The 22652-nt window shown below is 60.6% G+C and carries 21 protein-coding genes, 2 tRNA genes and 1 pseudogene; 12 read left to right on the top strand and 12 right to left on the bottom strand.

All coding sequences use genetic code 11. The annotated features are described in order from the left end of the window. Nucleotides 1-121: 121 nt before the first annotated feature. From QPJ95_RS10595 to QPJ95_RS10570, 6 genes are all read right to left on the bottom strand, one after another. Nucleotides 122-895: a LamB/YcsF family protein gene (locus tag QPJ95_RS10595; RefSeq protein ID WP_270920068.1), complete on the bottom strand. Its 774-nt coding sequence runs from the start codon at nt 893-895 to the stop codon at nt 122-124. Beyond that, a complete protein-coding gene (locus QPJ95_RS10590; RefSeq protein WP_270920067.1) occupies nt 892-1923 on the bottom strand; it encodes a 5-oxoprolinase subunit C family protein in 1032 nt (343 codons plus the stop codon). The genes QPJ95_RS10595 and QPJ95_RS10590 overlap by 4 nt, the downstream gene beginning before the upstream one ends. Then, nucleotides 1920-2672 carry a 5-oxoprolinase subunit B family protein gene (locus tag QPJ95_RS10585; RefSeq protein ID WP_270920074.1) on the bottom strand — a complete coding sequence of 251 codons (753 nt, stop codon included), beginning with the start codon at nt 2670-2672 and terminating at the stop codon, nt 1920-1922. The genes QPJ95_RS10590 and QPJ95_RS10585 overlap by 4 nt, the downstream gene beginning before the upstream one ends. Before the next feature lie 108 nt (nt 2673-2780). Next, nucleotides 2781-2857: transfer RNA gene (locus QPJ95_RS10580), tRNA-Arg, on the bottom strand. A gap of 145 nt (nt 2858-3002) precedes the next feature. After that, entirely contained in the window at nt 3003-3977 is a 975-nt protein-coding gene (denD, locus tag QPJ95_RS10575) for a D-erythronate dehydrogenase (protein WP_270920066.1), read from the bottom strand. Then, the gene (locus tag QPJ95_RS10570) at nt 3974-4867 is read right to left on the bottom strand and encodes an NAD(P)-dependent oxidoreductase (RefSeq protein ID WP_270920065.1); all 894 of its coding nucleotides are present in this window, start codon (nt 4865-4867) and stop codon (nt 3974-3976) included. The genes denD and QPJ95_RS10570 overlap by 4 nt, the downstream gene beginning before the upstream one ends. 328 nt (nt 4868-5195) lie before the next feature. Between QPJ95_RS10570 and QPJ95_RS10565 the strand changes: the two genes are divergently transcribed. From QPJ95_RS10565 to QPJ95_RS10555, 3 genes are all read left to right on the top strand, one after another. Further along, entirely contained in the window at nt 5196-6983 is a 1788-nt protein-coding gene (locus tag QPJ95_RS10565) for an IlvD/Edd family dehydratase (protein WP_270920064.1), read from the top strand. Nucleotides 6984-7054: 71 nt separating this feature from the next. Further along, nucleotides 7055-7795: a GntR family transcriptional regulator gene (locus QPJ95_RS10560; protein ID WP_270920063.1), complete on the top strand. Its 741-nt coding sequence runs from the start codon at nt 7055-7057 to the stop codon at nt 7793-7795. Nucleotides 7796-8023: 228 nt separating this feature from the next. Next, complete coding sequence (locus tag QPJ95_RS10555) at nt 8024-9241, top strand: hypothetical protein (RefSeq protein WP_270920062.1); 1218 nt, start codon at nt 8024-8026, stop codon at nt 9239-9241. Nucleotides 9242-9307: 66 nt separating this feature from the next. On the opposite strand, the gene QPJ95_RS10550 is transcribed toward QPJ95_RS10555, so the two are convergent. From QPJ95_RS10550 to QPJ95_RS10535, 4 genes are all read right to left on the bottom strand, one after another. Next, a tRNA-Arg gene (locus QPJ95_RS10550) sits at nt 9308-9384 on the bottom strand. Between the two features lie 54 nt (nt 9385-9438). After that, nucleotides 9439-10824: a sensor histidine kinase gene (locus tag QPJ95_RS10545; protein WP_270920061.1), complete on the bottom strand. Its 1386-nt coding sequence runs from the start codon at nt 10822-10824 to the stop codon at nt 9439-9441. A 15-nt stretch (nt 10825-10839) separates the two neighbouring features. Then, nucleotides 10840-12258 carry a dihydrolipoyl dehydrogenase family protein gene (locus QPJ95_RS10540; RefSeq protein ID WP_270920060.1) on the bottom strand — a complete coding sequence of 473 codons (1419 nt, stop codon included), beginning with the start codon at nt 12256-12258 and terminating at the stop codon, nt 10840-10842. Next, nucleotides 12255-12992 (bottom strand): TVP38/TMEM64 family protein, encoded by a 738-nt coding sequence (locus QPJ95_RS10535; protein ID WP_270920059.1) that lies wholly within the window; start codon nt 12990-12992, stop codon nt 12255-12257. The genes QPJ95_RS10540 and QPJ95_RS10535 overlap by 4 nt, the downstream gene beginning before the upstream one ends. Before the next feature lie 329 nt (nt 12993-13321). Between QPJ95_RS10535 and rpmH the strand changes: the two genes are divergently transcribed. The 3 genes and pseudogenes from rpmH to yidD all read left to right on the top strand — a co-directional run bounded on the left by rpmH (nt 13322) and on the right by yidD (nt 14214). Then, nucleotides 13322-13456 carry a 50S ribosomal protein L34 gene (rpmH, locus tag QPJ95_RS10530; RefSeq protein WP_127747158.1) on the top strand — a complete coding sequence of 45 codons (135 nt, stop codon included), beginning with the start codon at nt 13322-13324 and terminating at the stop codon, nt 13454-13456. Nucleotides 13457-13472: 16 nt separating this feature from the next. Continuing rightward, a pseudogene (gene rnpA, locus QPJ95_RS10525) lies at nt 13473-13914 on the top strand (ribonuclease P protein component). A gap of 60 nt (nt 13915-13974) precedes the next feature. Next, nucleotides 13975-14214 carry a membrane protein insertion efficiency factor YidD gene (yidD, locus tag QPJ95_RS10520; protein ID WP_270920057.1) on the top strand — a complete coding sequence of 80 codons (240 nt, stop codon included), beginning with the start codon at nt 13975-13977 and terminating at the stop codon, nt 14212-14214. A gap of 30 nt (nt 14215-14244) precedes the next feature. Here the strand turns inward: yidD and QPJ95_RS10515 are convergent, their stop codons facing one another. Further along, a complete protein-coding gene (locus QPJ95_RS10515) occupies nt 14245-14736 on the bottom strand; it encodes a plastocyanin/azurin family copper-binding protein (RefSeq protein ID WP_270920056.1) in 492 nt (163 codons plus the stop codon). A 192-nt stretch (nt 14737-14928) separates the two neighbouring features. Between QPJ95_RS10515 and ttcA the strand changes: the two genes are divergently transcribed. The 5 genes from ttcA to yihA all read left to right on the top strand — a co-directional run bounded on the left by ttcA (nt 14929) and on the right by yihA (nt 20780). Then, complete coding sequence (gene ttcA, locus QPJ95_RS10510; protein WP_270920055.1) at nt 14929-15825, top strand: tRNA 2-thiocytidine(32) synthetase TtcA; 897 nt, start codon at nt 14929-14931, stop codon at nt 15823-15825. Nucleotides 15826-15922: 97 nt separating this feature from the next. Beyond that, nucleotides 15923-17440, top strand: coding sequence for a putative bifunctional diguanylate cyclase/phosphodiesterase (locus QPJ95_RS10505; RefSeq protein ID WP_270920054.1), 1518 nt, complete (start codon nt 15923-15925; stop codon nt 17438-17440). 123 nt (nt 17441-17563) lie between these two features. After that, nucleotides 17564-19381: a membrane protein insertase YidC gene (gene yidC, locus QPJ95_RS10500; protein WP_270920053.1), complete on the top strand. Its 1818-nt coding sequence runs from the start codon at nt 17564-17566 to the stop codon at nt 19379-19381. Then, nucleotides 19378-20130: an MOSC domain-containing protein gene (locus QPJ95_RS10495; RefSeq protein WP_270920052.1), complete on the top strand. Its 753-nt coding sequence runs from the start codon at nt 19378-19380 to the stop codon at nt 20128-20130. The genes yidC and QPJ95_RS10495 overlap by 4 nt, the downstream gene beginning before the upstream one ends. Further along, a complete protein-coding gene (yihA, locus tag QPJ95_RS10490) occupies nt 20130-20780 on the top strand; it encodes a ribosome biogenesis GTP-binding protein YihA/YsxC (RefSeq protein ID WP_270920051.1) in 651 nt (216 codons plus the stop codon). The genes QPJ95_RS10495 and yihA overlap by 1 nt, the downstream gene beginning before the upstream one ends. 100 nt (nt 20781-20880) lie before the next feature. Here yihA and QPJ95_RS10485 read toward each other — a convergent pair whose 3' ends face one another. After that, nucleotides 20881-21609 carry an SDR family NAD(P)-dependent oxidoreductase gene (locus tag QPJ95_RS10485; protein WP_270920050.1) on the bottom strand — a complete coding sequence of 243 codons (729 nt, stop codon included), beginning with the start codon at nt 21607-21609 and terminating at the stop codon, nt 20881-20883. 119 nt (nt 21610-21728) lie between these two features. Here QPJ95_RS10485 and argB point away from each other — a divergent pair, with 119 nt between their 5' ends. Then, complete coding sequence (gene argB / locus QPJ95_RS10480) at nt 21729-22592, top strand: acetylglutamate kinase (RefSeq protein WP_270920049.1); 864 nt, start codon at nt 21729-21731, stop codon at nt 22590-22592. The last annotated feature ends 60 nt before the right edge of the window (nt 22593-22652 follow it).

Genomic DNA, 22652 nt, shown 5'->3' with positions numbered 1-22652 from the left:
TTACTCACAATAATCCCCAAAATGACACTATGGGCAACGCCCGGATCTGGATTGACGCCAAAGCCCGCCACCGGAAGAGGGGGCGGGCTAAGTCCAGATATTCAGCCCCGCCGCCCGGTAATCAGCCCCGCCGTTCGGTAAACTGGGCGATATCAATGCCACCCGCCGTCAGGCTGTCGCGCACCGATCCAGCCAATGCCACAGCAGTCGGAGTGTCCCCATGCAGGCAAATCGTGTCGATTGAGGTCGGGATGCGCTTGCCGCTTTCGGTAATGATCGCGCCTTCTTGCACCATCTGCAGAATACGCGGGCCAGCCACTGCCGGATCATGAATCACCGCGCCGGGAATGGAGCGATCAACCAGCGTTGCGTCATCATTATACGCGCGATCGGCAAAGATCTCTCCGGCCCAGTTGCAGCCCAGATCCCGCACCACATCCTCCATCGCGGTGGCCGCCAGCACCATGATGATGATCTCCGGGTCCACCTCCAGCGCCGCCTCGTAACAGGCCCGCGCCATATCGCCGTCAACGCTGCACATATTGGCCAGCGCCCCGTGTAGTTTCAGATGCCGGACCTTGCCGCCCAGCGCCGCCGCCATGCCGCGCGAGGCCCCCAGCTGATAACGCACCAGGTTCTTCAGGTTGGCCTCGGACAGCTTCATGTTGCGCCGCCCAAACCCCTGCAGATCGGCAAATCCGGGGTGTGATCCGATGCCGGTGCCGCAGGTGATTGCCCGGGTCATGGTGGCCGCCATCACGTCCGGGTCACCGGCATGAAAGCCACAGGCGATATTGGCCGAGGAGATTATGTCCAGCAGCGCCGCATCATCGCCCATGGTCCAGGGACCAAAGCTTTCGCCCATGTCGGCATTCAAATCGACCGATTTACTCATCTGTTCTCTCCAGTGTCGAAAGGATCAGCGCCAGCCGAGACGGCGCCGCTGATCAATTGGTAGGATAATAGATCTGCCATCTCAGCGGGGTCGCGGACCAGCGGCGCGCAACGGGACGGCAGCGTTTTTACCTGAGCGTCGTATCGGGCCTGTATCTCCAGCCCGTCCTGCAACGTCACCCATTCAAACCGCAGCGCCGCGCCCTGGCCGGCCTGCGCCACCCGCGCCAGATCACAGGGCAGCACGGTGCCAATACGGGGATAGCCGCCGGTGGTCTGACACTCGCGCAGCAGCACAAAGGGCTTGCCGTCGCCGGTCATCTGCACATCACCGGGCGCGATCACCTCGGACAGGATGTTCAACTGCCCCGCAGCCGAAAAACCGGCCCCGTCCGAGACCATTTCCACCCCCATGCGGTTGGCCCGGCCACCGCGCGCAAACGCGGTCTCGCCAAAACGCGCCAGAACCGCATCCGGGAACAGGCTGCTCTGAAAGCTCTCGACGATGCGCAACACGCCGCCCGCGAACCGGTCCTCGGGCGTAATCCCCAGACCCGTCTCGCGGCCAGTGTCCGGCCCGGCGGGCAGCAGATCCCCCGCCTGTGCCGCCCGGCCAATCCCGCCCATCAAATGCACCGCCCGCGATCCCAGCAAGGGATCTGTCGCAATGCCGCCGCCCAGATGCAGGTAGCCATAGACCCCACGGCGGGCGGCTCCGATCACCAGTTTCTGCCCGGCTGCAACCTGATGCGAAGCATTCCAGGCCAGGGCGACACCCTCCAGTGTTGCCTGCATCGGCGCCCCGGTCAGCGCGATACGCAGCGCCCCGGTTGCCTCAAACGTGCCGCCAATGCCGCCCATTTCCAGCGCCGCCAGCCCGGCATCCTGTCGCAGCAGCGCCGCACCCTCAGCCAGCGCCAGCACATCCGCAGCACCACCCTGTGAAATGCCGCGCTCCAGCAACCCCGGCCGCCCCATATCCTGTACCGAAACAACCGGCCCGGCCTGCAACACCCGAAAGCCGCTCATGACGTAATCTCGGACACAATAGCGCCGCCGTTGTCCGGGTCTTCCTCGCGCAGGCGCAAAAGATCAGCCCGCGCCACCGGCTCAAATATCAACTCGTCCCCCGCCCGCAGGGCAAAGGGATCTTCACGCTCGGGGCGAAACAGCCGCATGCCGGTCTGTCCAACGTGCCGCCAGCCGGTTGGGGCCGGCGCGGTGAACAGCACAAACTGCCGGATCGCCTGCACCAATGCGCCCGACGGCACCCTTGGTGTCAGCGCAGTCTGGCGCGGCAGGTCCCATTCCTCGCCCAAGGTGCCCAAATAAGGCTGCGAGGCGGCAAAGCCGATGGTCAGCACCCGCACCCGCGCCGAGCCGAGACTGTCAATCGCCTGCGCCTCGCTCATCCCGGCAGCATCGGCGGCCTCAGCCAGTTGCGGTGCCAGATCGGTGCCATAGACCGTCGGTACCCGCCAGAACCGTCGCCCCTCGGGCAGCGGCGCGCCATACCAGTCTTGATCGCTCAACAGGCTCTCCAGCTGCGCCCGCAGCTGATCATGGGACAGGGAGCTCGGGTCAAACCGCACAAACACTGATGCCAGCGAGGTCGAGGTTTCAATCACGCCCTCTATCGCCACCTGCGCCAGCGCCGCCTGAAAACCCAGTGTCGCCCGGTTCGATGGCTCGCTCAGTGCATCTGCAAATGACACCAACATGCCCTGCAGCCCAACCGTCCGTATCACCGGAAATTTCAACTGCTCGTGCCTGCCCATATCCGCTCCCCGCATCGTTGCGCCAGCGTTGCGATGCGGATACCACAGTGTCAACACGGGAAACATCCGGGCTGCGCATAGATCACAAAGATTGGCGGGTTGGGAAAATGGTGCACCCGAGAGGATTCGAACCTCTGACCCCCTGATTCGTAGTCAGGTACTCTATCCAGCTGAGCTACGGGTGCACTATGGCCGCGTTTAGTAGCAGCCGCGAACAGGCGCAACCCCTAAGCTGGCAAAAAGTTGCGAACCTTTGGGCGGGGGCGCCAAACACAGCGTTTTTTCCAAAATCGTAAACCAAGACGACGCGCCCCCGCAGGCCGTCATCTATCAGCTGTGGCCCAGATCCTCGTCGATGTAGGTCTGGATGATGTCGCAAAAGCTGGTTTCTGAGCGAAAGCCCAGCGCAGTGGCGCGGGCACTGTCAAAATCCTGCGGCCAGCCGCCGACGATTCTGGCAATCTCCGGGTCTTCAACAGAACTGATCAATGCAACGGTGCCAGCGCCGGCAATGTCGCTCAGGGCTTCGATTTGCTCTGCCACGGTGCAGGACAGACCCGGCATATTCAGGCTCAACCGCCCCTCCAGCAGGCCTGTGTCCAGCGAGGCCGCATGGCTCAGGAAACCAACCGCCGACCGGGGCGAGGCATGGTAGTGGCGCAGGCTGTCAGACACCGGCAGAATGACCTTGCGGCCATTCAAAGGCTCGCGGATGATGCTGGAGAAAAACGACGACGCCGCCTTGTTCGCCTTGCCGGGCCTCACACAGATCGTCGGCAACCGGATAGAGACCCCATCGACATAGCCCTTGCGGCTAAAGTCGCTCAGCATCAACTCAAAGATCGCCTTTTGCGCGCCGTATGAGGTCAGCGGAGAGGACAGGAAGTCATCGCTAATCTGATCCGGGAACGGGGCCCCGAACACCGCAATCGAAGACGAAAAGACAACCCGCGGCTGATAACTGCCGCCGCTTGCCTCGTGTTCCCCGCGCAGCGCCTCAAGCAGGGACCAGCCGGCAAACATGTTCACCTGCCACCCCTTGTCGAAATCCTGCTCAGCCTCGCCCGAGACAATAGCAGCCAGATGAAACACGATGTCAGGCCGGGTCGCCGCCAGCCCGGTTGCGGCGCCATTGCCAGTCAGATTGCCAACGATCCGCCGATGCGCCTCAGCACAGTTTGACGGAAAGCCCACATCATACAGAGTGACCTCGGCCACCTGCCCCTGCCAGCCGTCCGCAGCCAACTGGCGCGCCAGTTTCTGGCCAATCATACCACCACCGCCGATGATCAAAATCTTGGTCATTGATCAGTACCCTTTCTGTTGTTGTGTTTGCGCAGTTCCAGATACAGCCCCGAATGATCAAGATCGCCGCCACCCATCTCCTCGCATAGATGGGCAAACCTGTGGCGCATGGCCCGCGACATCGGCAGGTCCAGACCCAGCAATGCCGCCTGTTCCAACAGGTTATCCAGATCCTTGAGCTGAATCCGCGACAGACCACCCGGCGCAAAGTTGCGCGTCGTCATCCGTTCTCCGTGTTGCTGCAGGATGGTGCTATCGGCAAACCCGCCCTTTAGCGCGTCGCGCACCGCCGCCGGATCGGCGCCACCCTCTTCCAGCAGCAGCATGGCCTCGGCCACCGCGCCAATTGTGCTGGCGACAATCCCTTGATTGGCCAGCTTGGCCAGCTGCCCGGCGCCCGATGGCCCCACATAGACCACTCGCCCCATCGCCTGCAAAACCAGTGTCGCGGCGTCGAATACCTCCCGATCACCGCCAACCATGATTGCCAATGTTCCAGCTTCGGCGCCCTTGGTGCCCCCCGACACCGGAGCGTCCAGATGTTTCACCCCCAGCCCATGCAGGTGATCCCGCTGCGCCCGCGCCTCATCTGGCTTGACCGAACTCATTTCCAACCAGACTGCGCCCTTGCCCAAGGCATTTTCCACACTTGGGTCTGCGACAATGGCACCCGTCACCGATCCATCGCTTAACATGCTGATGATAAAATCAGCCCCCTTCACCACCTCAGGCAGAGAGCCGCAGAACAGCGCGCCATCTGCGACCAATGCCTCAGCCTTTGCCGCACTGCGGTTCCAGACCTGAACCGGGTATCCGGCAGCCAGCAGATTGCGCACCATCGGCGCCCCCATCAGTCCCGTCCCCAGCAAGGCAATTGTAGGCTTTGTCATAGTCTCTCCAGTCAATTTGAAACCTTCAGTCCGCCGCAGCGCACAGGCTGTGACTTATCCCTTGGCTTGAGCCCGCAATCAACGTGCCCTTGCCGATTAAGTCCAGAAAACCCTGCTGCTCCCCACCTTAGTCGCGCGATCACTCCCTCCCCCACATTAGCACACTAGTATTTTAGTTCACTTTGGAATAGCCATAGTAGAAACGGAGGGGAAATTCAGGTCACCATCTCGCCCAGCGCGTTTCTGTGACAACCGGCCTTATTGCCTTAAAACCATGCACCGCCCCTGGTCCGGCTAACGAAACACTCAAAACCAAAGGAGTGCCAACATGTCCGGCACCAAACCGCAACTGCGCTCGCAGAAATGGTTCAACAACCCCGAAGACCCCGAGATGACGGCGCTCTATCTTGAGCGTTACCTGAACTACGGGCTGACCCGCGAAGAATTGCAGTCCGGCAAGCCGATCATCGGCATTGCCCAGACCGGATCAGACCTGAGCCCCTGCAACCGTCACCACATCGAGCTGACCAAGCGGGTGCGCGACGGCATCATTGCCAATGGCGGCACTCCGATTGAAATCCCGGTGCATCCGATCCAGGAGACCGGCAAGCGCCCCACCGCGATGCTGGACCGCAACCTGGCCTATCTCAGCCTGGTGGAAACCCTGTTTGGCTATCCGATTGACGGCGTGGTGCTGAACATCGGCTGTGACAAAACCACCCCGGCGCTGCTGATGGCGGCGGCCACCGTCAACATCCCGGCGATTGCCCTGTCGGTTGGCCCGATGCTGAATGGCTGGTTCCGTGGTGAGCGCACCGGCTCGGGCACCATCGTCTGGAAAGCCCGCGAATTGCTGGCAGCCGGTGATATCGACGACGACGGCTTTCTGGAACTGGTCGCCTCCTCGGCCACCTCGGTCGGGTTCTGCAACACCATGGGCACCGCCAGCACGATGAACTCGCTGGCCGAAGCCCTGGGCATGCAATTGCCCGGCTCAGCGGCGATCCCGGCGGCCTATCGCCATCGCGGCCAGATCAGCTATCACACCGGTCAGCGCATTGTTGACATGGTGCACGAGGACCTGAAGCCGACCGACATCATGACCCGCGAGGCCTTTGAAAACGCCATTGTGGTCAACTCGGCGATTGGCGGATCCACCAACGCGCCAATCCACCTGAACGCCATTGCCAAACATCTGAAAATCGAACTGACCAACGACGACTGGCAAACCCTTGGTCACAAGGTGCCGCTGCTGGTCAACCTGCAGCCCGCCGGCGAATACCTGGGCGAGGATTTCTTCCGCGCTGGCGGTGTGCCCGCGGTGATTGGCGAGCTGATGCAGGCCGATCTGTTGCCGCACCCCAATGCGGTGACCGCCAATGCCAAATCCATCGGTGAAAACTGTAGCGACAAACGCTCCATCACCGCCGAGGTGATCCACCCCGTGGCCGCGCCGCTAGGGGCCGAGGCGGGTTTCATCAACCTCAGCGGCAACCTGTTCGACAGCGCGATCATGAAAACCAGCGTCATCTCGACCGAGTTCCGCGACCGCTATCTGTCTTCGCCCACCGACCCCAACGCCTTTGAAGGCCGCGCCGTGGTGTTTGACGGGCCAGAGCAATTCCACGCCACCATCGACGACGCGGCGCTGAACATCGACGAACACTGTGTGTTGATCATGCGCGGCGCCGGTCCCATCGGCTATCCCGGTGGCGCCGAGGTGGTGAACATGCGGCCACCCGCCTATCTGCTGAAGAAAGGTATCCACGCGCTGCCCTGCCTTGGCGATGGCCGCCAGTCCGGCACCTCCGGCTCACCCTCGATCCTGAATGCCTCGCCCGAGGCGGCGGATGGCGGCGGACTGGGACTGGTGCAAAACGGTGATCGCATTCGCATCGACCTGAACGCCTGCACCGCCAATATGCTGGTCGACGAGGCTGAGATTGAAAAGCGCCGCGCGGCGCTGCCGGCCGATGCCTATACACCGCCCAGCCAGACCCCCTGGCAAGAGCTGTTCCGCGAAAAGGTCCGCCCCTTCTCGGAGGGGATGATCTTGGACGGGGCGGATGAGTTCCAGGACATCGCCCATGGCACCATGCCACGCGACAACCATTAACACCGGTCGCAAAGCGTGAAATCAGTGCGTTACGGGCTCCTGCCCGTGACGCAACAGGCAATGCGACGAACATGTTAGATGCAGTGAGTAAAGGCGACGTGATGCAACAGGACAAGGACACTATGCCCCAATTGCTGCCGCTGGACCAATTTAGCGGCTCTCTGTCGACACGGGTGCATCTTGTTCTAAAGGACGCCATTCTGTCGCTGGTCTACCGGCCCGGCGAGATTCTGCGCAAGACGACAATCTGCGACACTCTTGGCGTCTCTCGCTCACCGGTCTCCGAAGCCGTCACCAAGCTCGCCGCCGAAGGGCTGGTCGATATTGTACCCCAGGCTGGCACCTTTGTGTCGCGGTTTTCAATGGACGACATCCGCGAAGGCGCATTCCTGCGTGAGGCACTGGAAATGGCCGCCGTTGAACATGTGGCCCTGAATATAACCGAACCGCAGATCGTATTGTTGCGACGAAACCTGCGCATGCAAGAGGCGCTGGCCGAAGATGGCGACATCGAGGGATTTCTGCAGGTGGACACGGACATGCACAATCTGATCATGTCGTTTACCGGCTTCAAACGATTGGCCCTATTGGCGGATACCGCCTGGACACAGGTGCTGCGGGCCAGACACCTGCACATGCCGACACCGGGCCGCATGCAATCCGCAATCAAAGAACACACCGCCATTGTTGCCGCAATTATCGCCCGCGACCCCGAGGCCGCCAAGCTGGCAACCCGCAATCACGTGCGGCTGCTGGTCAAATATATCGAGCCGATCGAAGCGGAGCGGCCCGACCTGTTCAAGCCCCGCTAGCAAAACCGCGCATGAGCCATGGGCCGATCCAGGCCTGATCGCCGGCGCAAAGATCAAAAACAGCGCCCTCGTTCAAGCTGCGTCGCTCGCGCATTAAACAACCTTTACATGAATCCGATCTGGGCCTAAAATCATCACCACATTCAAAAGACATTTACTTAGATCATTTCAACTTGGGTCAGGCGCGTTGACACATATTCATCTTTGACGCTCCAATGGGATTTTATCATGAGCAAATCAGGGACATTGATTGAGAAAAAGGTAAAGGCCTTTGCCAGCGGCATGGAAACCCGGATGACGGCATTGCGCACCGCCAAGGTCAAAGAGATCGACAAACGTCTCGAAGCCGAGGCTAAGAAAGCAAAGAAACCGACCTCCAAGACACAAAAAACCGGCGCAGCAGCGACCGTCCCCTCAGGCGAAGACATGGTGATGAAGCTCACCTTCATCATGTCCAAGGGGCCGTCCACCAAGGGGCGCACCGCCAAGCAACAGGCAACCGAGGTGGCCGAAGGCGACAGCTGGACCTGTTCCGGCAGCCACATGAACGACAGCGCCCGACACATCAACATGTACACCCACGGTCCGGGCAAATCGGGCAAGAAATATATGGTCGATCCCAAAAAGGCGTTTGGCAGCAAAGAGGAACACATCTGCAATCTCGCCAAGTTCAAATCCGAATGGGTCGCGGAGATGAAGAAGCAAGATCTGCGCAATCACGGGACCGGAACAGGCTATGGCGACGGAGATGATTATCACCTCGAATTGCCAGACTCCCGGATCCCCAGAGCCGACACCGAATGTGTGGCCTGCGTAGACGAATACTGCCGGCTGGTGGTGATGGAGGGTTACAAGAACAACACAAAATTTGAGAAGAGCTGGGCGGGTTCAGTCAAGGCTCCAATGGCAAAATACCTCAAGGAAAAGGCGACTGCAGACAAGGCCAAGCGTATTGAAGAGCTCAAGAAAATGCGCTTCAAAGGCAAGCTCAGCGCCTCCGGCAAGCTGTTTTCAAACGCCACCAAAACCACCAAAGCCTCGGTGAAGACAAGCGGGGCAATCATGCCACCCAAGGAGATCCAGGCCGAGGCGGGAAAAATGAGCCACATCCCTCTGGTGCTGATCGCCACCCCCAAAAAAGGCACCTTTACGGATGTCTTCCTCGCCACCTCTCTCAGCCTGGCGCTGGTCAAGTATCAAAACCTTGAGCAGGTTTTTGTGAAGGAAGTCCGCCTGGACGGCATCCTGTCGATGAAAGGGTTATTGAGTCGCGCCGCCGCAGCAAGCGCATCGGTGAAAATCGACGTGACACTGGCAGATGGAACGGACCCCACCGGCAAAGCCACGGTCGAGTATTCAGTCGATGGTCTGGGGCCGGATGATCACAAGGGGAAAATCATTTTTGACATCAAGGGATCAAGCTCAAAAATCTTGCAGATGACATGACCTGCGGACGGTTCAGCAGGGGTGATAAATCACACCGTTTCCAAGGCCAAATCTGATTGGTGGAAATGGTGCACCCGAGAGGATTCGAACCTCTGACCCCCTGATTCGTAGTCAGGTACTCTATCCAGCTGAGCTACGGGTGCACTATGGCCGGGATTTAGTCTGACCAGCGCAGATGAGCAACCCCAAAAACGAATTTAAATGGTGCCATCGCCTTTCGGCAGGCAGACGTCGAAAATCGTGCCCTCGGCTCCGGTCTGACGCAGGCTGACCGAGCCACCGTGGCCGCGTGCCAGCTCGGCGGCAATCGCCAGCCCCAGCCCCGACCCACCCTTACGGGCACCGCCGTGAAACGGCGTGAACAGGTTCTCCTGGGCCCGCTTGGGCAATCCCGGTCCAGTATCGCTGACCGAGATCCACCAGGCCTCGGCATCCTCAAACGCCGAGATCGTCACGGTGCCTGCCTCCCCGGTCGCGGCAATCGCTTGGCCGGCGTTGCGCACCAGGTTCATCACAATGCGATAGATCTGCTCGGGGTCGGCGCGCAGCTCCAGCTCGGCAGGCACCGCGCTGACAATCTCGATCCGGCCATCCGCAGACACGATGCGCTCAGCCTCGATCAGATCCCCGATCACCTCGCTCAGCTTGATCACGGTCAGTGTCGGCGCAGGTTCTTCAGCGCGGCCAAACGCCAATGTGCTTTCGCACAGCGACACCGCGCGGGTCATCGAGTTCACCAGCTTCGGCGCCAGACGCCGCACCAGAGGGTCTTCGCTCATTTCAATCCGGTCGGTGAACAGCTGTGCCGAGGTCAGGATATTGCGCAGGTCATGGCTGATCTTGGCTACTGCCTCGCCCAGCTGGGCCAGCCGCTGTTTTTGCTTCAACGCCTGTGTCAGCTCGGTCTGCAACTGCAACAATGCCTCTTCGGCCTCGCGCAGCTCGGTCACCCCGGCCGAGGGCTGAATAATGCCGCGGGCGTCTTCGGGGGCGGCGGCATAGCGCTGCATATAGCCCACCACCACCTTGATCGGCTTGACCAGAAAGGCGCGCACCGCGACGAACAGCAAAACTGCGGTAAAGATCGAGATCACCGCCGAGAGCAGCAGAATGCGCACCCCGTAGTCGATCATCGCCATCCGCAATGGCGCCGTCTCCATTGTCACCTCGATCAGCAGCCCAGCCTCACGCACCGGCGCGCCGATCACCCGGATGATCTGGTTGCCCGGAGTCACCAGCCGCCGCATGGCATCGCCGATCAGCACAAGGGGACTGGCCATGCGCAGATCATAGGTGGCTTCGATGGGCTGCGGGATAGGCGACGACAGCATCAACTGGCGCATCGCATCGCGGCGCAACACCACGTTGAACACCCCCGCATTGGCCAGCAGTTCAGCCTCCAGCTCGGTCTCCAGCATATCATCCGCCAGCAGCACCAGCGAGGCGATCTGCGCCCGCTCCAGCCGCGTCAGCAGGTAATCCTCGCGGAACCGCGCAATCGAGGGCACAAAGATCAGAATTTCGGCCAGCATCACGAACACTGTGGTCAGGATCAGAAATCGACCTGAAAGCGAGTTTAGCATTTCGCCCTTTCCGGCTCAGGGAATCCAGCGCTGCACAAACCGGACCGCACGTTTAACAAACTGACTATCAAAAAGCCGGGGCGAGAAATAGGCCCCAGCGACGCGCTTATTGATCTCGCCAATTGTTGGATAGGGCGACACCATTGCTGCAATCTGGCCCATCTTCAGCCCATTAGCCAGAGCCAGTGACCAGGTGCCGATCAGCTCGCCCGCCTGATGGCCGACAATCGAGACCCCCACCGGGCGTCCCTTGACCACCATCACCTTGATAAACCCGCCGGTTTTGCGTTCGGCCAGAGCGCGATCATTGTGGTGATAGTCGAATCGCACCACCTCTAGCGTCACCCCATGAATATCGCGCGCTTGTGCCTCGGTCAGCCCCACCTGCGCCAGTTCCGGGTCGGTGTAGGTGACCCAGGGGATATGGCTGGTCCTGGCCTTGGAGGGCAGGCCAAACAAGGCGGATCGGATGATCACCCCGGCCTGATACCCGGCCACATGGGTGAACTGCATACCGCCAGCCACATCGCCAATGGCATAGATCCGTTTGTTGCTGCTGCGCAGTTGCTCATCGACCTGAATACCGCTGCGGCTGGTCTCAACGCCCGCAGCCGCAAGGTTCAGCCGGTTTGTATTGGCCTTGCGCCCCACCGCCATCAGCAGATGCGAACCCCTGAAGGTGCTGCCAGTGTTGACCTCAACCTCAATTGCCCCGGCCGAGCCACCGATCTTGCTGACCATCGCCCCCTCGGCGATATCGACGCCCTCATCGCGCAGGCTGTCCAAAACCACCCGCGCCAGTTCCGGGTCATCCTTGCCCAGCGCCCGCTGGCCCTCAATCACCGTCACCTTGCACCCCAGCCGCACATGCGCCTGCGCCATTTCCATGCCAACCGGGCCACCACCGATGATCAGCAGGTGCTCGGGCTTCTCACGCAGATCAAACAGGGTTTCATTGGTGACATAGGGCACAGTGTTTAGCCCCGGTATCGGCGGCACCAGCGGCGACGATCCGGTGGCAATCACCACCCGGCGCGCGGTGATGATGGCATCTCCGGCCTGGACCTGCGTCGGTGAGATGAAATGGCCAAACTCGCGGATCACCCGCACCCCAAAGCCCTCGAATCGCTCCTGACTGTCCATCGGCGCAATGCTGGCGACCACCTCGGCGACGTGATCCATAACAGCGGCGTAATCCACTTGCGGCAGCTGATTCGCGACGCCAAAGCCCGCGCTGTGGCCCTGCCCATAGGCCGCCTTGGCGCTGGCGATCAGAGATTTAGAGGGAACACAGCCATAATTCAGGCAATCGCCGCCCATCTTGTGGCCTTCCAGCAGCACCACGTCCGCGCCCATCTGGGCAGCCCCGGCCGCAACCGACAACCCGCCCGAGCCGGCCCCAATGACCAGCAAATCACATTTCAGCTGTTTCATGATCCGCTCTCTTTCTTGCCGCGCAGGGTGTTGATCAGGATGGGCAGCGCCGCCAGCGCGCTCAGCGCCAATATAGGGCCGATGATATGCGGTTCCCAGAGCAGGCTCAGATCCGGCTCACCGCCCCGGTCAAACACCTCGCCCAGGCCGACGCCAATCCAGGTGAAAACAATACCGCCAGGAATAATGCCCAGCGCGGTGGTCCACAGGAAGGTGCGAAACCGTACCCCCACCAGGGCCGGCAGCAGGTTGGCCACAAAAAACGGCACCGCGGGCACCAGCCGAATCAGCAACAGCACCGAGACCTCGTTTTCACGCAAACCGGTCTTGAAGCTCTGCAACCGCCCTTCCGACGCCTCCAGCTTGGCCGTTAGCATCTCGCCCAGCCCCCAGCGCGCCGCCAGAAAGATCGCCGCCGCGCCGATGGTCGCTGCGGTGATGTTGAACAGAGTGCCCGCAACCAGCCCGAACAGAAAGCCGCCAGTGACCGAGGCCACCGCGGCACCGGGCAGTGAAAAGGCGACGATGAGGATATAGACCCCGATGAACAGCGCCGCCAATCCCCAGAAATTCTGATCCCGGTAGGCCAGCAGCGATTCGCGATTGTCGCGCAGCGTCTCAAAGCTCAGGTAGTCCCGCAGGGTAAAGGCGCCGATCACCGCCACGCTGAGGACGATCAGCAACGGCAGGTGCCGGATTATCGGGCGTTTGGGGTCATCGCTTGTCTGTGTCATCGCTACTTGGTCTCCAGTTCAGTCCCTTGCTACGCATAAAATAGGGTCGAGGCGAGTGACGCTGCAGGTCAATCACGCTGCAGTGACCTGTGACCCTCGATTTGTGAGAAAGGTTTCAGCCGGGCCAGCCCATACTGTTGAGCATCGGCACTGAAAGGCGCCTTCAGCCTCCTCCCCTCAGGTTTTCGGCCAAAAATATTGCATTCAGAGCGAAAACCCACACCACAGGGTTTGACTCGCGCGGCAATCCCTTCTAATGACCGGGCTTCGAGATAGACACTTCGAGGGCTTCACTTTGCCCTCGACACAATTAAATGGAGACCGGAGCGATGAAACGCACCTTTCAGCCTTCGAACCTGGTTCGTAAACGTCGCCACGGTTTTCGTGCGCGCATGGCCACTAAGGCAGGCCGCAAGATCCTGAATGCACGTCGTGCACACGGCCGCAAAGAACTGAGCGCATAAACGCGCACTCAGTTTTCTGACGGATTTTAAACCGCCGGAGGCCCCTCTGGGTTGGCATTGCCAACCTTGGGAAACGCCTCCGGCGGTTTCCGTTTGCCCACCGTGTCTCTCAGTTGCCATAGGTCAATATGCAAGTCCTCTCTAAACGCAGTGAATTCCTCGCCGCTGCCCGCGCCCGCAGGCAGGGGTCAAAGGGCATGATGGTGCAGGGTCGCAACCGTCGCGACGAGGACGGCATCCGGGTTGGCTTTACCTGCTCCAAGAAGGTCGGCAACGCCGTCGCCCGCAACCGGGCCAAACGCCGGTTGCGCGAGGTGGCGCGGATCGTGCTGTCCGCTCACGGGCTCCCCGGCTGGGACTATGTGCTGATCGGCCGCGCTACGGAGACCGCCGCGCGACCCTTTGACCAACTACAGGGCGACCTGATCCAGGCGCTGAAAAAGATTCATGGAAAATAATTTCTCTGGCAGCGCGCGCGCCACCTTTTCCAGACCGATAGCAGCCCCTATCTAACGCCTATGAACCTGCTGGCCCATATCATCGCCCTGCCCGTGCGCGCCTACCGGCTGATCTTCAGCCCCTGGGTTGGCTTCAATTGTCGCTATCAGCCGACCTGCTCCGCCTACGCACTCGAATCTCTTGAAAAACACGGGGCGCTAGAGGGCAGTTGGCTGGCCGCCAAACGCATTGGCCGCTGCCACCCCTTTGGCAGCGATGGCTATGACCCGGTGCCCGACAGATCTGATGACCACCCCTGATAACCTGGCCTTCTGAGCCGACCTGCGATCTCAGTTCTGCGTCGAAGACAGCTCAAACAGATCCCGAAACGCCTGTTTTTCACGATCACTGGCTCTCATGGCGCCAAGGCTCTCGTCGATACTGGTGACGCCACCGCCACCGCCGACAATCACCAGCATGGCCATGCCGTACATCCCGTGCCGATTGCAACGCATCCCGTAGACCCCCGGTTCATCAAACCGCACCTCGACACGGGGTTTGTTCGAGATCGAAATCGGCGCCATCTCGGCGCTCCAGAGCTGCGGCACCGAATGGACGGTGTGCTGCCCCCGACTGTTCACAAAGACCACAGCTTCACCGGGCTCAAGACGGACCAGCGGCGGGTCAAAGCGGAACATGCCGGTGGCTGCCGTCGCCATCGGATCGGTCACCTGATTCACCTCATGTGACATGCCCAGCGACATATCAACAACAACGTCCTCCGACAGCGCCGGAGTCCCCAGCAGGGCAGCGCCCACAAGCCATGCGACAATGGTTTTCATAATGGTCACCTGTGCGGCAGCAACGCCGCCACAATAGGTTGCAGTTGCCCCCTGGCTAACACGGTCAGAGCCGCACCGACGTTGAGATGGCGCAACTTCGCATCTGACACCCGGTCTCGGGTCAGGCAAAGGCCGCTCTGGCCAATCGGGTTTTTCCTTGGCAAATTACCCCCCAACCGCTAGGGGCGCGACATGTTTGATACAGATTCCAATGCCATCCACCCGCTGTTTGCCGGGGCCCCCTCAACCACCGGCTTTAATAAGCTGCGCAAGCGCATCGTGCGGCACACCCGCGAGGCGATTGAGCAATACGGCATGATCGAACAGGGCGCCCGTGACCCCGGCGCCAAGCCGCAGAAATGGCTGGTCTGCCTGTCGGGTGGCAAGGACAGCTATACTCTGCTGGCGGTTCTTCATGAGCTCAAATGGCGTGGATTGCTGCCGGTCGATCTGCTGGCCTGCAATCTGGATCAGGGGCAACCGGGGTTTCCGGCCACCGTGCTGCCCGAATTTCTGGCGAAGATGGGCGTGCCGCACCGGATCGAATATAAAGACACCTATAGTGTGGTGATGGATAAGATCCCCGCCGGGCGCACCTTTTGTTCGCTCTGCTCGCGCCTGCGGCGTGGCAACCTGTACCGCGTTGCCCGCGAAGAGGGCTGCTCTGCCGTGGTATTGGGCCACCACCGCGACGACATCCTGGAAACCTTTTTCATGAACCTGTTCCACGGCGGCCGTCTGGCCACAATGCCGCCCAAACTGGTCAATGAAGAGGGCGATCTGTTTGTTTACCGCCCACTAGCCCATGTGGCCGAGGCGGATTGCGACAAGTTCGCCCGCGCCATGAACTATCCAATCATCCCCTGTGATCTCTGTGGCAGTCAGGATGGATTGCAGCGCCAGCAGGTGAAACAGATTCTCGACGGCTGGGAATCAAACAGCCCCGGACGCCGCCAGGTAATGTTCCGGGCGCTTATGAATGCCCGGCCGTCGCATCTGCTGGACCCGAAACTGTTCGATTTCCCGGGGCTGGAGCTGAAAAACACCACGCCTGACACAAAATCAGACGAAATTCCCGACCTGCGTTAACAGACGAGTCAGACCCATAGGCCTATTGTCAAAACAACGCGTCGTATGCGTTTAGGCGAAAGGTCACTTTATGCTCCATCCGAATTCAGGTCACCTGATGCGAATTCGACGCAAAATCACTCCGATTTTGCTTGGCCCGCCGATGCTTGCCTTTCTGCCTGCAGTCACCCTCGCCACATTCTGGCTGGGCGGCGAGGTCGCCTTGCTGACCGTTGCCCTGGGGATGCCCGTGCTGTTTGCCGCTCTTGGCGTCTTTGGCGGCGCCAAAATATCCTATGTTCCGCGCGACAGCGTCACCGGCATGCTGTTGCGTGAAGGGTTCGAATTTGTGCTGGAACAGGTGCATATTGAGACCGACGACACCAACCTGAGATCGGCAGTGATGGTGCTGGAAATCGACGATTACAAAGACCTTGTTTCCCGGCACGGTCAGGCCGCCGGCGATTCCGTGGTGCAACGCTGCGGCGAAAGGATCATCGAGACCCTGCGGGACAAAGATACCGTCGCCCGCATTGGCGACAGTAAATTCGCGATTTGCCTGACCCCGGTGCAACAGCTGGACCTTGAGCTCACTGTTCAATTGGCCGGACGGTTGCAAGCGGCACTGGAACACCCAATCCCGCTGGACGGGGCGTCGATTTACCTCTCCTGTTCCATTGGCTTTTGCATGCGCAGCCGGGCGCCGGGACGTAGTCCAGCAGAGTGGTTCACCGCCGCAACCGCCGCGCTGGGTGAGGCTCAGCACAATGGCCCTTCGGGTATCCGTGCCTATTCGGCTGATATTCACCGCCGCACCAAAGCCCGCAGTGACCTGCGCGAAGATGCTGCCGCCGCCTTGGAAGGCGGCCAGATCCAACCCTGGTTCCAACCTCAGATCTCGACGGACACCGGCAAGGTCAGCGGCTTTGAGGCGCTGGCGCGCTGGTCGCACCCGGTGCATGGCATGATTCCGCCCGCAACCTTCCTGCCCGCACTGGAAGAGGCCGGGCTGATGGAGCAACTCAGCCAGGTGATGCTGTATCACGCCCTGACCGCGCTCAAGGCCTGGGATGCTGCCGGTATCGAAGTGCCGACAGTTGGGGTGAATTTTGCGATGGACGAGCTGAAAAACCCCGGTCTGGTGGACCGTGTCAAATGGGAAATGGAACGGTTCGAACTGGCCCCTGCCCGGCTGGCCGTTGAAATTCTTGAAACCGTGGTCAGCGATTCCCCCGATGACATCATCACCCGCAATATAATTGGCCTCGGCGCCCTTGGCTGCCAGATTGACCTGGATGACTTTGGCACCGGCCACGCCTCCATTGCCTCGGTGCGCCGCTTCAATATCTCCCGCATCAAGATCGACCGCTCCTTTGTGATGAAGGCCGATCGCGATCCCGAACAGCAAAAACTGATCGGCGCGATCCTGACCATGGCCGAACGGCTGGAGCTGGAAACCCTGGCCGAAGGGGTGGAAACCGTAGGCGAGCATGCCTTGCTGGCGCAGTTGGGCTGCGACCATGTTCAGGGCTTTGGCATTGGCCGCCCGATGCCGTTTGATCAGACCCTAGACTGGATCACCGCGCACCAGGCAAAGCTGCAGGACGCCCCGGTGATCGGCAAACTGCGCAGTTAATCGCGTTTGAATCCCCCTATTGGGGCACAATGAAGCGTCGATACCCTCGAATCTGCTTGACCTTTGGGGTTCATCTCTGTTGAACCACACCCTGTAATTCCATGTACAAGGTTGCAGTCCCAAATGGACGATCAGAACAAGAATCTAATACTCGCAACTGTGCTCAGCTTCCTGGTGATCCTCGGTTGGTATACCTTTTTTCCACCGCCAGAGCCGGTCCCTGCCATTGATCCCGTGGCCACCGAAACCCTGGCCGAGGGCAACTCTGCCGGCGCCCCGGCAGTTGGCGCCACCGCAACGGCCGATGCCACCGCGACCGCCCAGGCCGCCGAGGCCGAAGCCCCCAGCGCACCGCGGATCAACATCGACACCCCACGCCTGTCCGGCAGCATCTCGCTGCAGGGGGGCCGTATCGACGATCTGTCGCTGAAAGATTACCACGTCTCGATCGAAGACGATGCCGAAATCGTCAAGATGCTGTCGCCTGTGGGCGAAGCCGGCGCCTATTACGCGCTCTATGGCTGGGCTCCGGGCTCCGGTCTGGCCGCCGATGACGTTCCCGGTGCCAACACCATCTGGCAGGCGCAGGGCGATAACATCCTGACCCCAGACACCCCGGTCGCCATGACCTGGGACAATGGCAGCGGCCTGACCTTCTCGCGCCGCATTGCGATCGACGAAGACTATATGTTCAGCGTCACCCAGTCGGTGACCAATAACAGCAGCGCCCCGGTGGCTCTGGCCCCCTACGGCACCCTGGCCCGGCATGGCGAACCTGCGGATCTGAAGAACTTCTTCATCCTGCACGAAGGCGCCATCAGCATGACCGATGGCACCCTGAGCGAAACCAAATATGGCAATATGCCCGATCTTGACGTGAATGCGCGCGAGGGCGTACCGGCCGAGGTGTTCCAGGTCGAGGCCAATGGCTGGGTCGGCTTCACCGATCACTATTGGATGTCGACGCTGATCCCGGCCAGCGGCCAGGCCTTCCGTTCAATCGCCAAATACGACGAGCGCCGCGATATCTACCAAACCGACATTGTGCTGCCGACGATGACCGTTGCCGCTGGCCAGACCTCCGAAGTCACCAGCCAGTTGTTTGCCGGCGCCAAGGAATGGGCCACCATCCGCGCCTACGAGGCAGACGGTGTGGCTGGCTACATCAACAGTATCGACTGGGGCTGGTTCTTCTTCCTGACCAAGCCGATCTTCTGGCTGCTGCACAATCTCAACCAGATCATTGGCAACATGGGCGTCTCGATCATCGTCCTGACCCTGATCATCAAGGCAATTCTGTTCCCTCTGGCCTACAAATCCTACGTCTCGATGGCCAAGATGAAGGAACTGCAGCCGCAGATGGAAGAGCTGAAGAAAAAGGCCGGCGATGACCGCCAGGCGGTGCAGAAGGGCATGATGGAGCTGTACAAGAAGGAAAAGGTCAACCCCGCCGCGGGCTGCCTGCCAATCCTGATGCAGATCCCGATCTTCTTCTCGCTGTACAAGGTGATCTTTGTAACATTCGAGCTGCGCCAGGCGCCGTTCTTTGGTCCGTTCCAGGATCTCAGCATGCCGGACCCGACCTCGATCATGAACCTGTATGGTCTGCTTCCATGGGGCGCGCCTGATCCCGGAACCCTGATGGCCACCGTGCTGATCGGTATTCTGCCTCTGCTGCTGGGTGTCTCGATGTTCCTGCAGCAAAAGCTGAACCCGGCACCGACCGATCCGACACAGCAGATGATCTTTGCCTGGATGCCCTGGGTGTTCATGTTCATGCTGGGCGGTTTTGCCTCGGGGCTGGTGGTCTACTGGATTGCCAACAACACGATCACCTTTACCCAGCAGTATCTGATCATGCGCAGTCAGGGCTACACGCCTGACATCTTCGGCAATATCAAATCCGGCTTCAAGAAAACGCCAAAGACGGATAAAAAATGACATGCCAAGTGACTGACATCTGGCGGCACCCGATCAAATCACATGGTCGGGAGCCGCTGGACAGCGTTACCTTGATCGCCGGGCACACCATGCCCGGCGATCGTGTTTGGGCGGTCGCGCATGAGGCCTCCAGGGCGGACACTACCAAATGGGTGCCCTGCGCCAATTTCAGCCGTGGCTCCAAGGCGCCAGAGCTGATGGCGATCAACGCCCAGTTGGACGATGTCACTGGCCGCGTCACCCTGCGCCATCCCAATCGCCCGGAACTTGCGTTCTCGCCCGGGTCGGCAGAGGATCTGCCCGGGTTTCTGGACTGGGTGAAACCGCTGATGCCCACCAACCGCGCCGCATCAGCCCGGATCATTCGGGTGCCCGACCGTGGCATGACCGATACCGACTACCCCTCGGTGACCCTGTGCAACTGGGCGTCTCACCGGGCCGTGGAAACCGCGATGGGCCAGGAGTTGTCGCCGCTGCGCTGGCGCGGCAATATCTGGTTTGACCTGGGCACCGCCTGGGCGGAACATGATTGGATTGACCGCAGGGTGCAAATCGGCGAAGCGGTGTTCAAGATACGTGAGCGAGTCGTGCGCTGTCTGGCGACGACCGCCAATCCCAAAACCGGCGTACGTGACGCCGACACACTTAAGGTTCTGAAAGACACCTGGGGCCATCAGGATTTCTCGGTCTATGCCGAAGTGATCCGGGGCGGTGCAATCAAAACCGGCGACGCAGTAAAGGTGCTCTGATGCAAATTCAATTTACCCTGGCCGAAACGCCAGACGATTTCACAGCCGAAAAGGGCCGCAAGCTGTTTGCCGGCGAGTCCGAGTTTGTCAAAGGTGTGGTGGCGATGTCCGGCCTGCCGCCTGCCGACCGTATGGAGGTCTGCTTTGCCGGCCGCTCCAATGTGGGCAAGTCCAGCCTGATCAACGCGCTGACCGGCACCAAAGGTCTGGCACGGGCCTCGAACACCCCGGGCCGCACCCAGGAAATCAACTATTTCACCCAAGGCCCCGATCACTATCTGGTCGACCTTCCCGGCTATGGCTATGCCAACGCGCCGCTGCCGGTGGTGGAAAAATGGCAGCGCCTGCTGAAACAGTATCTGTCCGGCCGCCAGACCCTGCGCCGGGCCTTTGTGCTGATTGATGCGCGCCACGGGATGAAACCGGTGGACGAGGAAATCATGTCGCTGCTCGACAGTTCAGCGGTGACTTTTCAGTGCGTGCTGACCAAGGCCGACAAGGTCAAGGACAAGGACCTCGATGCGATGCTGACCCAGGTGCGCAGCAAACTGGCGACCCACCCGGCGGCCTATCCTGAAATGGTGCTGACCTCCTCCGAAAAAGGCGATGGCATTGCCACCCTGCGCTCCATCATTGTTGGGCTGGTCTGACCGGTGAGCCGCGCGCTGTCCGAACCAAAATGACCTGAGGCCCAGCCTGTTTTCAAGCGGGGCCTCAGCCGTCACAATACTTTGCTAAAGCCCGGAAGCCCTAAACGTGCTGGGCGCCGTTGACCTCGATCTCGGCGCCGGAAATATACGAGCTGTCCTGCGAACACAGGAAAAAGATCGCCGCCGCCACTTCCTCGGGCTGCCCCAAACGCTGCATTGGCAGCTTGTCGACAATCTTGTCGGTGCCCGGTGACAGAATCGCCGTTTCCACCTCTCCCGGCGCAATTGCGTTGACCCGCACCCCCAGAGGGCCAAAGTCATGCGCCATTTCCCGCGTCAGCGCCGCCAGGGCGGCCTTGGAGGTGGCATAGGCGGCGCCGGCAAAGGGATGCACCCGACTGCCCGCAATTGACGTTACATTGACGACAGAGCCCTTGGCCGCCGCCAGTTCATCCTTCAACCCACGCGCCAGCACCACCGAGGCAAAGAAATTGACGTGGAAGACCTTGCCCCAGTCCATCAGATCGGTGTCCAGCGTGCTCAACCGCTCGCCGTTTGGGCCCTTGGGGGAAATTCCGGCATTGTTCACCAATGCATCCAGCTGCCCGTCCAGCAGATCCTGGATCAGGCCCACGGCATTGATGGTGCCTGCCGGATCACCCAGATCGACCTGCACGTGATTTTCCTGGCCACCGCCCCAGGGACATTCTTTGGGAAACGGATGGCGTGAGCAGGTAATCACCCGCCAGCCTTCGCTGTTAAATCGACGCACGGTGGCATGACCGATGCCACGGCTGGCTCCTGTCAGCAGCATTGTCTTCTGGCGCATGTTCCGGTCCTCACCTTTGATCGTGCTGGCGACCCTAACACCACAGCCCCCAACTGCAACGCAACACTTGGCACAGCAGCCAGAACCGCGTAACAGATGCGGTCAAAGGGACCCCAGCGATGAAGAAACAGAAAATGAACCGCGATTGGATTGCCACCGCCGCCACCCTGTCCAGCGCGCTGCCGTATCTGCAGCGCTATGACGGCGCCATTGTCGTGATCAAGCTGGGTGGCCACGCCATGGGCAGCGACGAGGCCATGGAGGTCTTTGCCCGCGATATCGTGCTGATGCAGCAGGTCGGTGTGAATCCGGTGATCGTGCATGGCGGCGGCCCGATGATCAATGCGATGCTGAAACGGCTGGATATTCAATCCGAATTCGTTGACGGCAAGCGGGTCACCGATCAAGCCACCGTCGAGGTGGTCGAGATGGTGCTCTCCGGTCTGGTCAACAAACGCATCGTTCAGGCCATCAACGCCCAGGGCGGCAATGCGGTGGGCCTGTCCGGCAAGGACGCCAACCTGATCACCTGTGACCAGACCAACCCGGATCTTGGCTTTGTCGGCACCCCAACCGAGATAGACCCGACCCTGCTGCACAATCTCTTTGCCAATGACATGATCCCGGTGATTGCACCTTTGGGCGCTGGCCGCGCCGGCGAGACCTTTAACATCAACGGCGACACCGCCGCCGGCGCCATTGCTTCCGCGCTCAAGGCCGACCGGTTGCTGCTGCTGACCGATGTATCCGGCGTCAAGGATGACAGCGGCGAAGTGGTGACCGAGCTGAAGGCCGGGCAAATTCGCCAGATGACCCGGGACGGGGTGATTGCCGGCGGCATGATTCCCAAAACCGAAACCGCACTGGAGGCCATCGACGGTGGCGTGCGGGCGGTGGTCATTCTGGACGGGCGGGCGCCCAATGCGGTGCTGCTGGAACTGTTCACCGAACACGGTGCCGGGTCGCTGATCCGCCCCGACTAAATTGCTTTGGCGGGTGAAAAGCCCGCCATCTGCCGCCTTTTGACAACAACGTGTCTGCAG

It is taken from the genome of Parasedimentitalea psychrophila (assembly GCF_030285785.1).
GTDB classification, from domain to species: Bacteria; Pseudomonadota; Alphaproteobacteria; order Rhodobacterales; family Rhodobacteraceae; genus Parasedimentitalea; species Parasedimentitalea psychrophila.
This window is presented reverse-complemented; position numbering and strand designations above follow the sequence as displayed.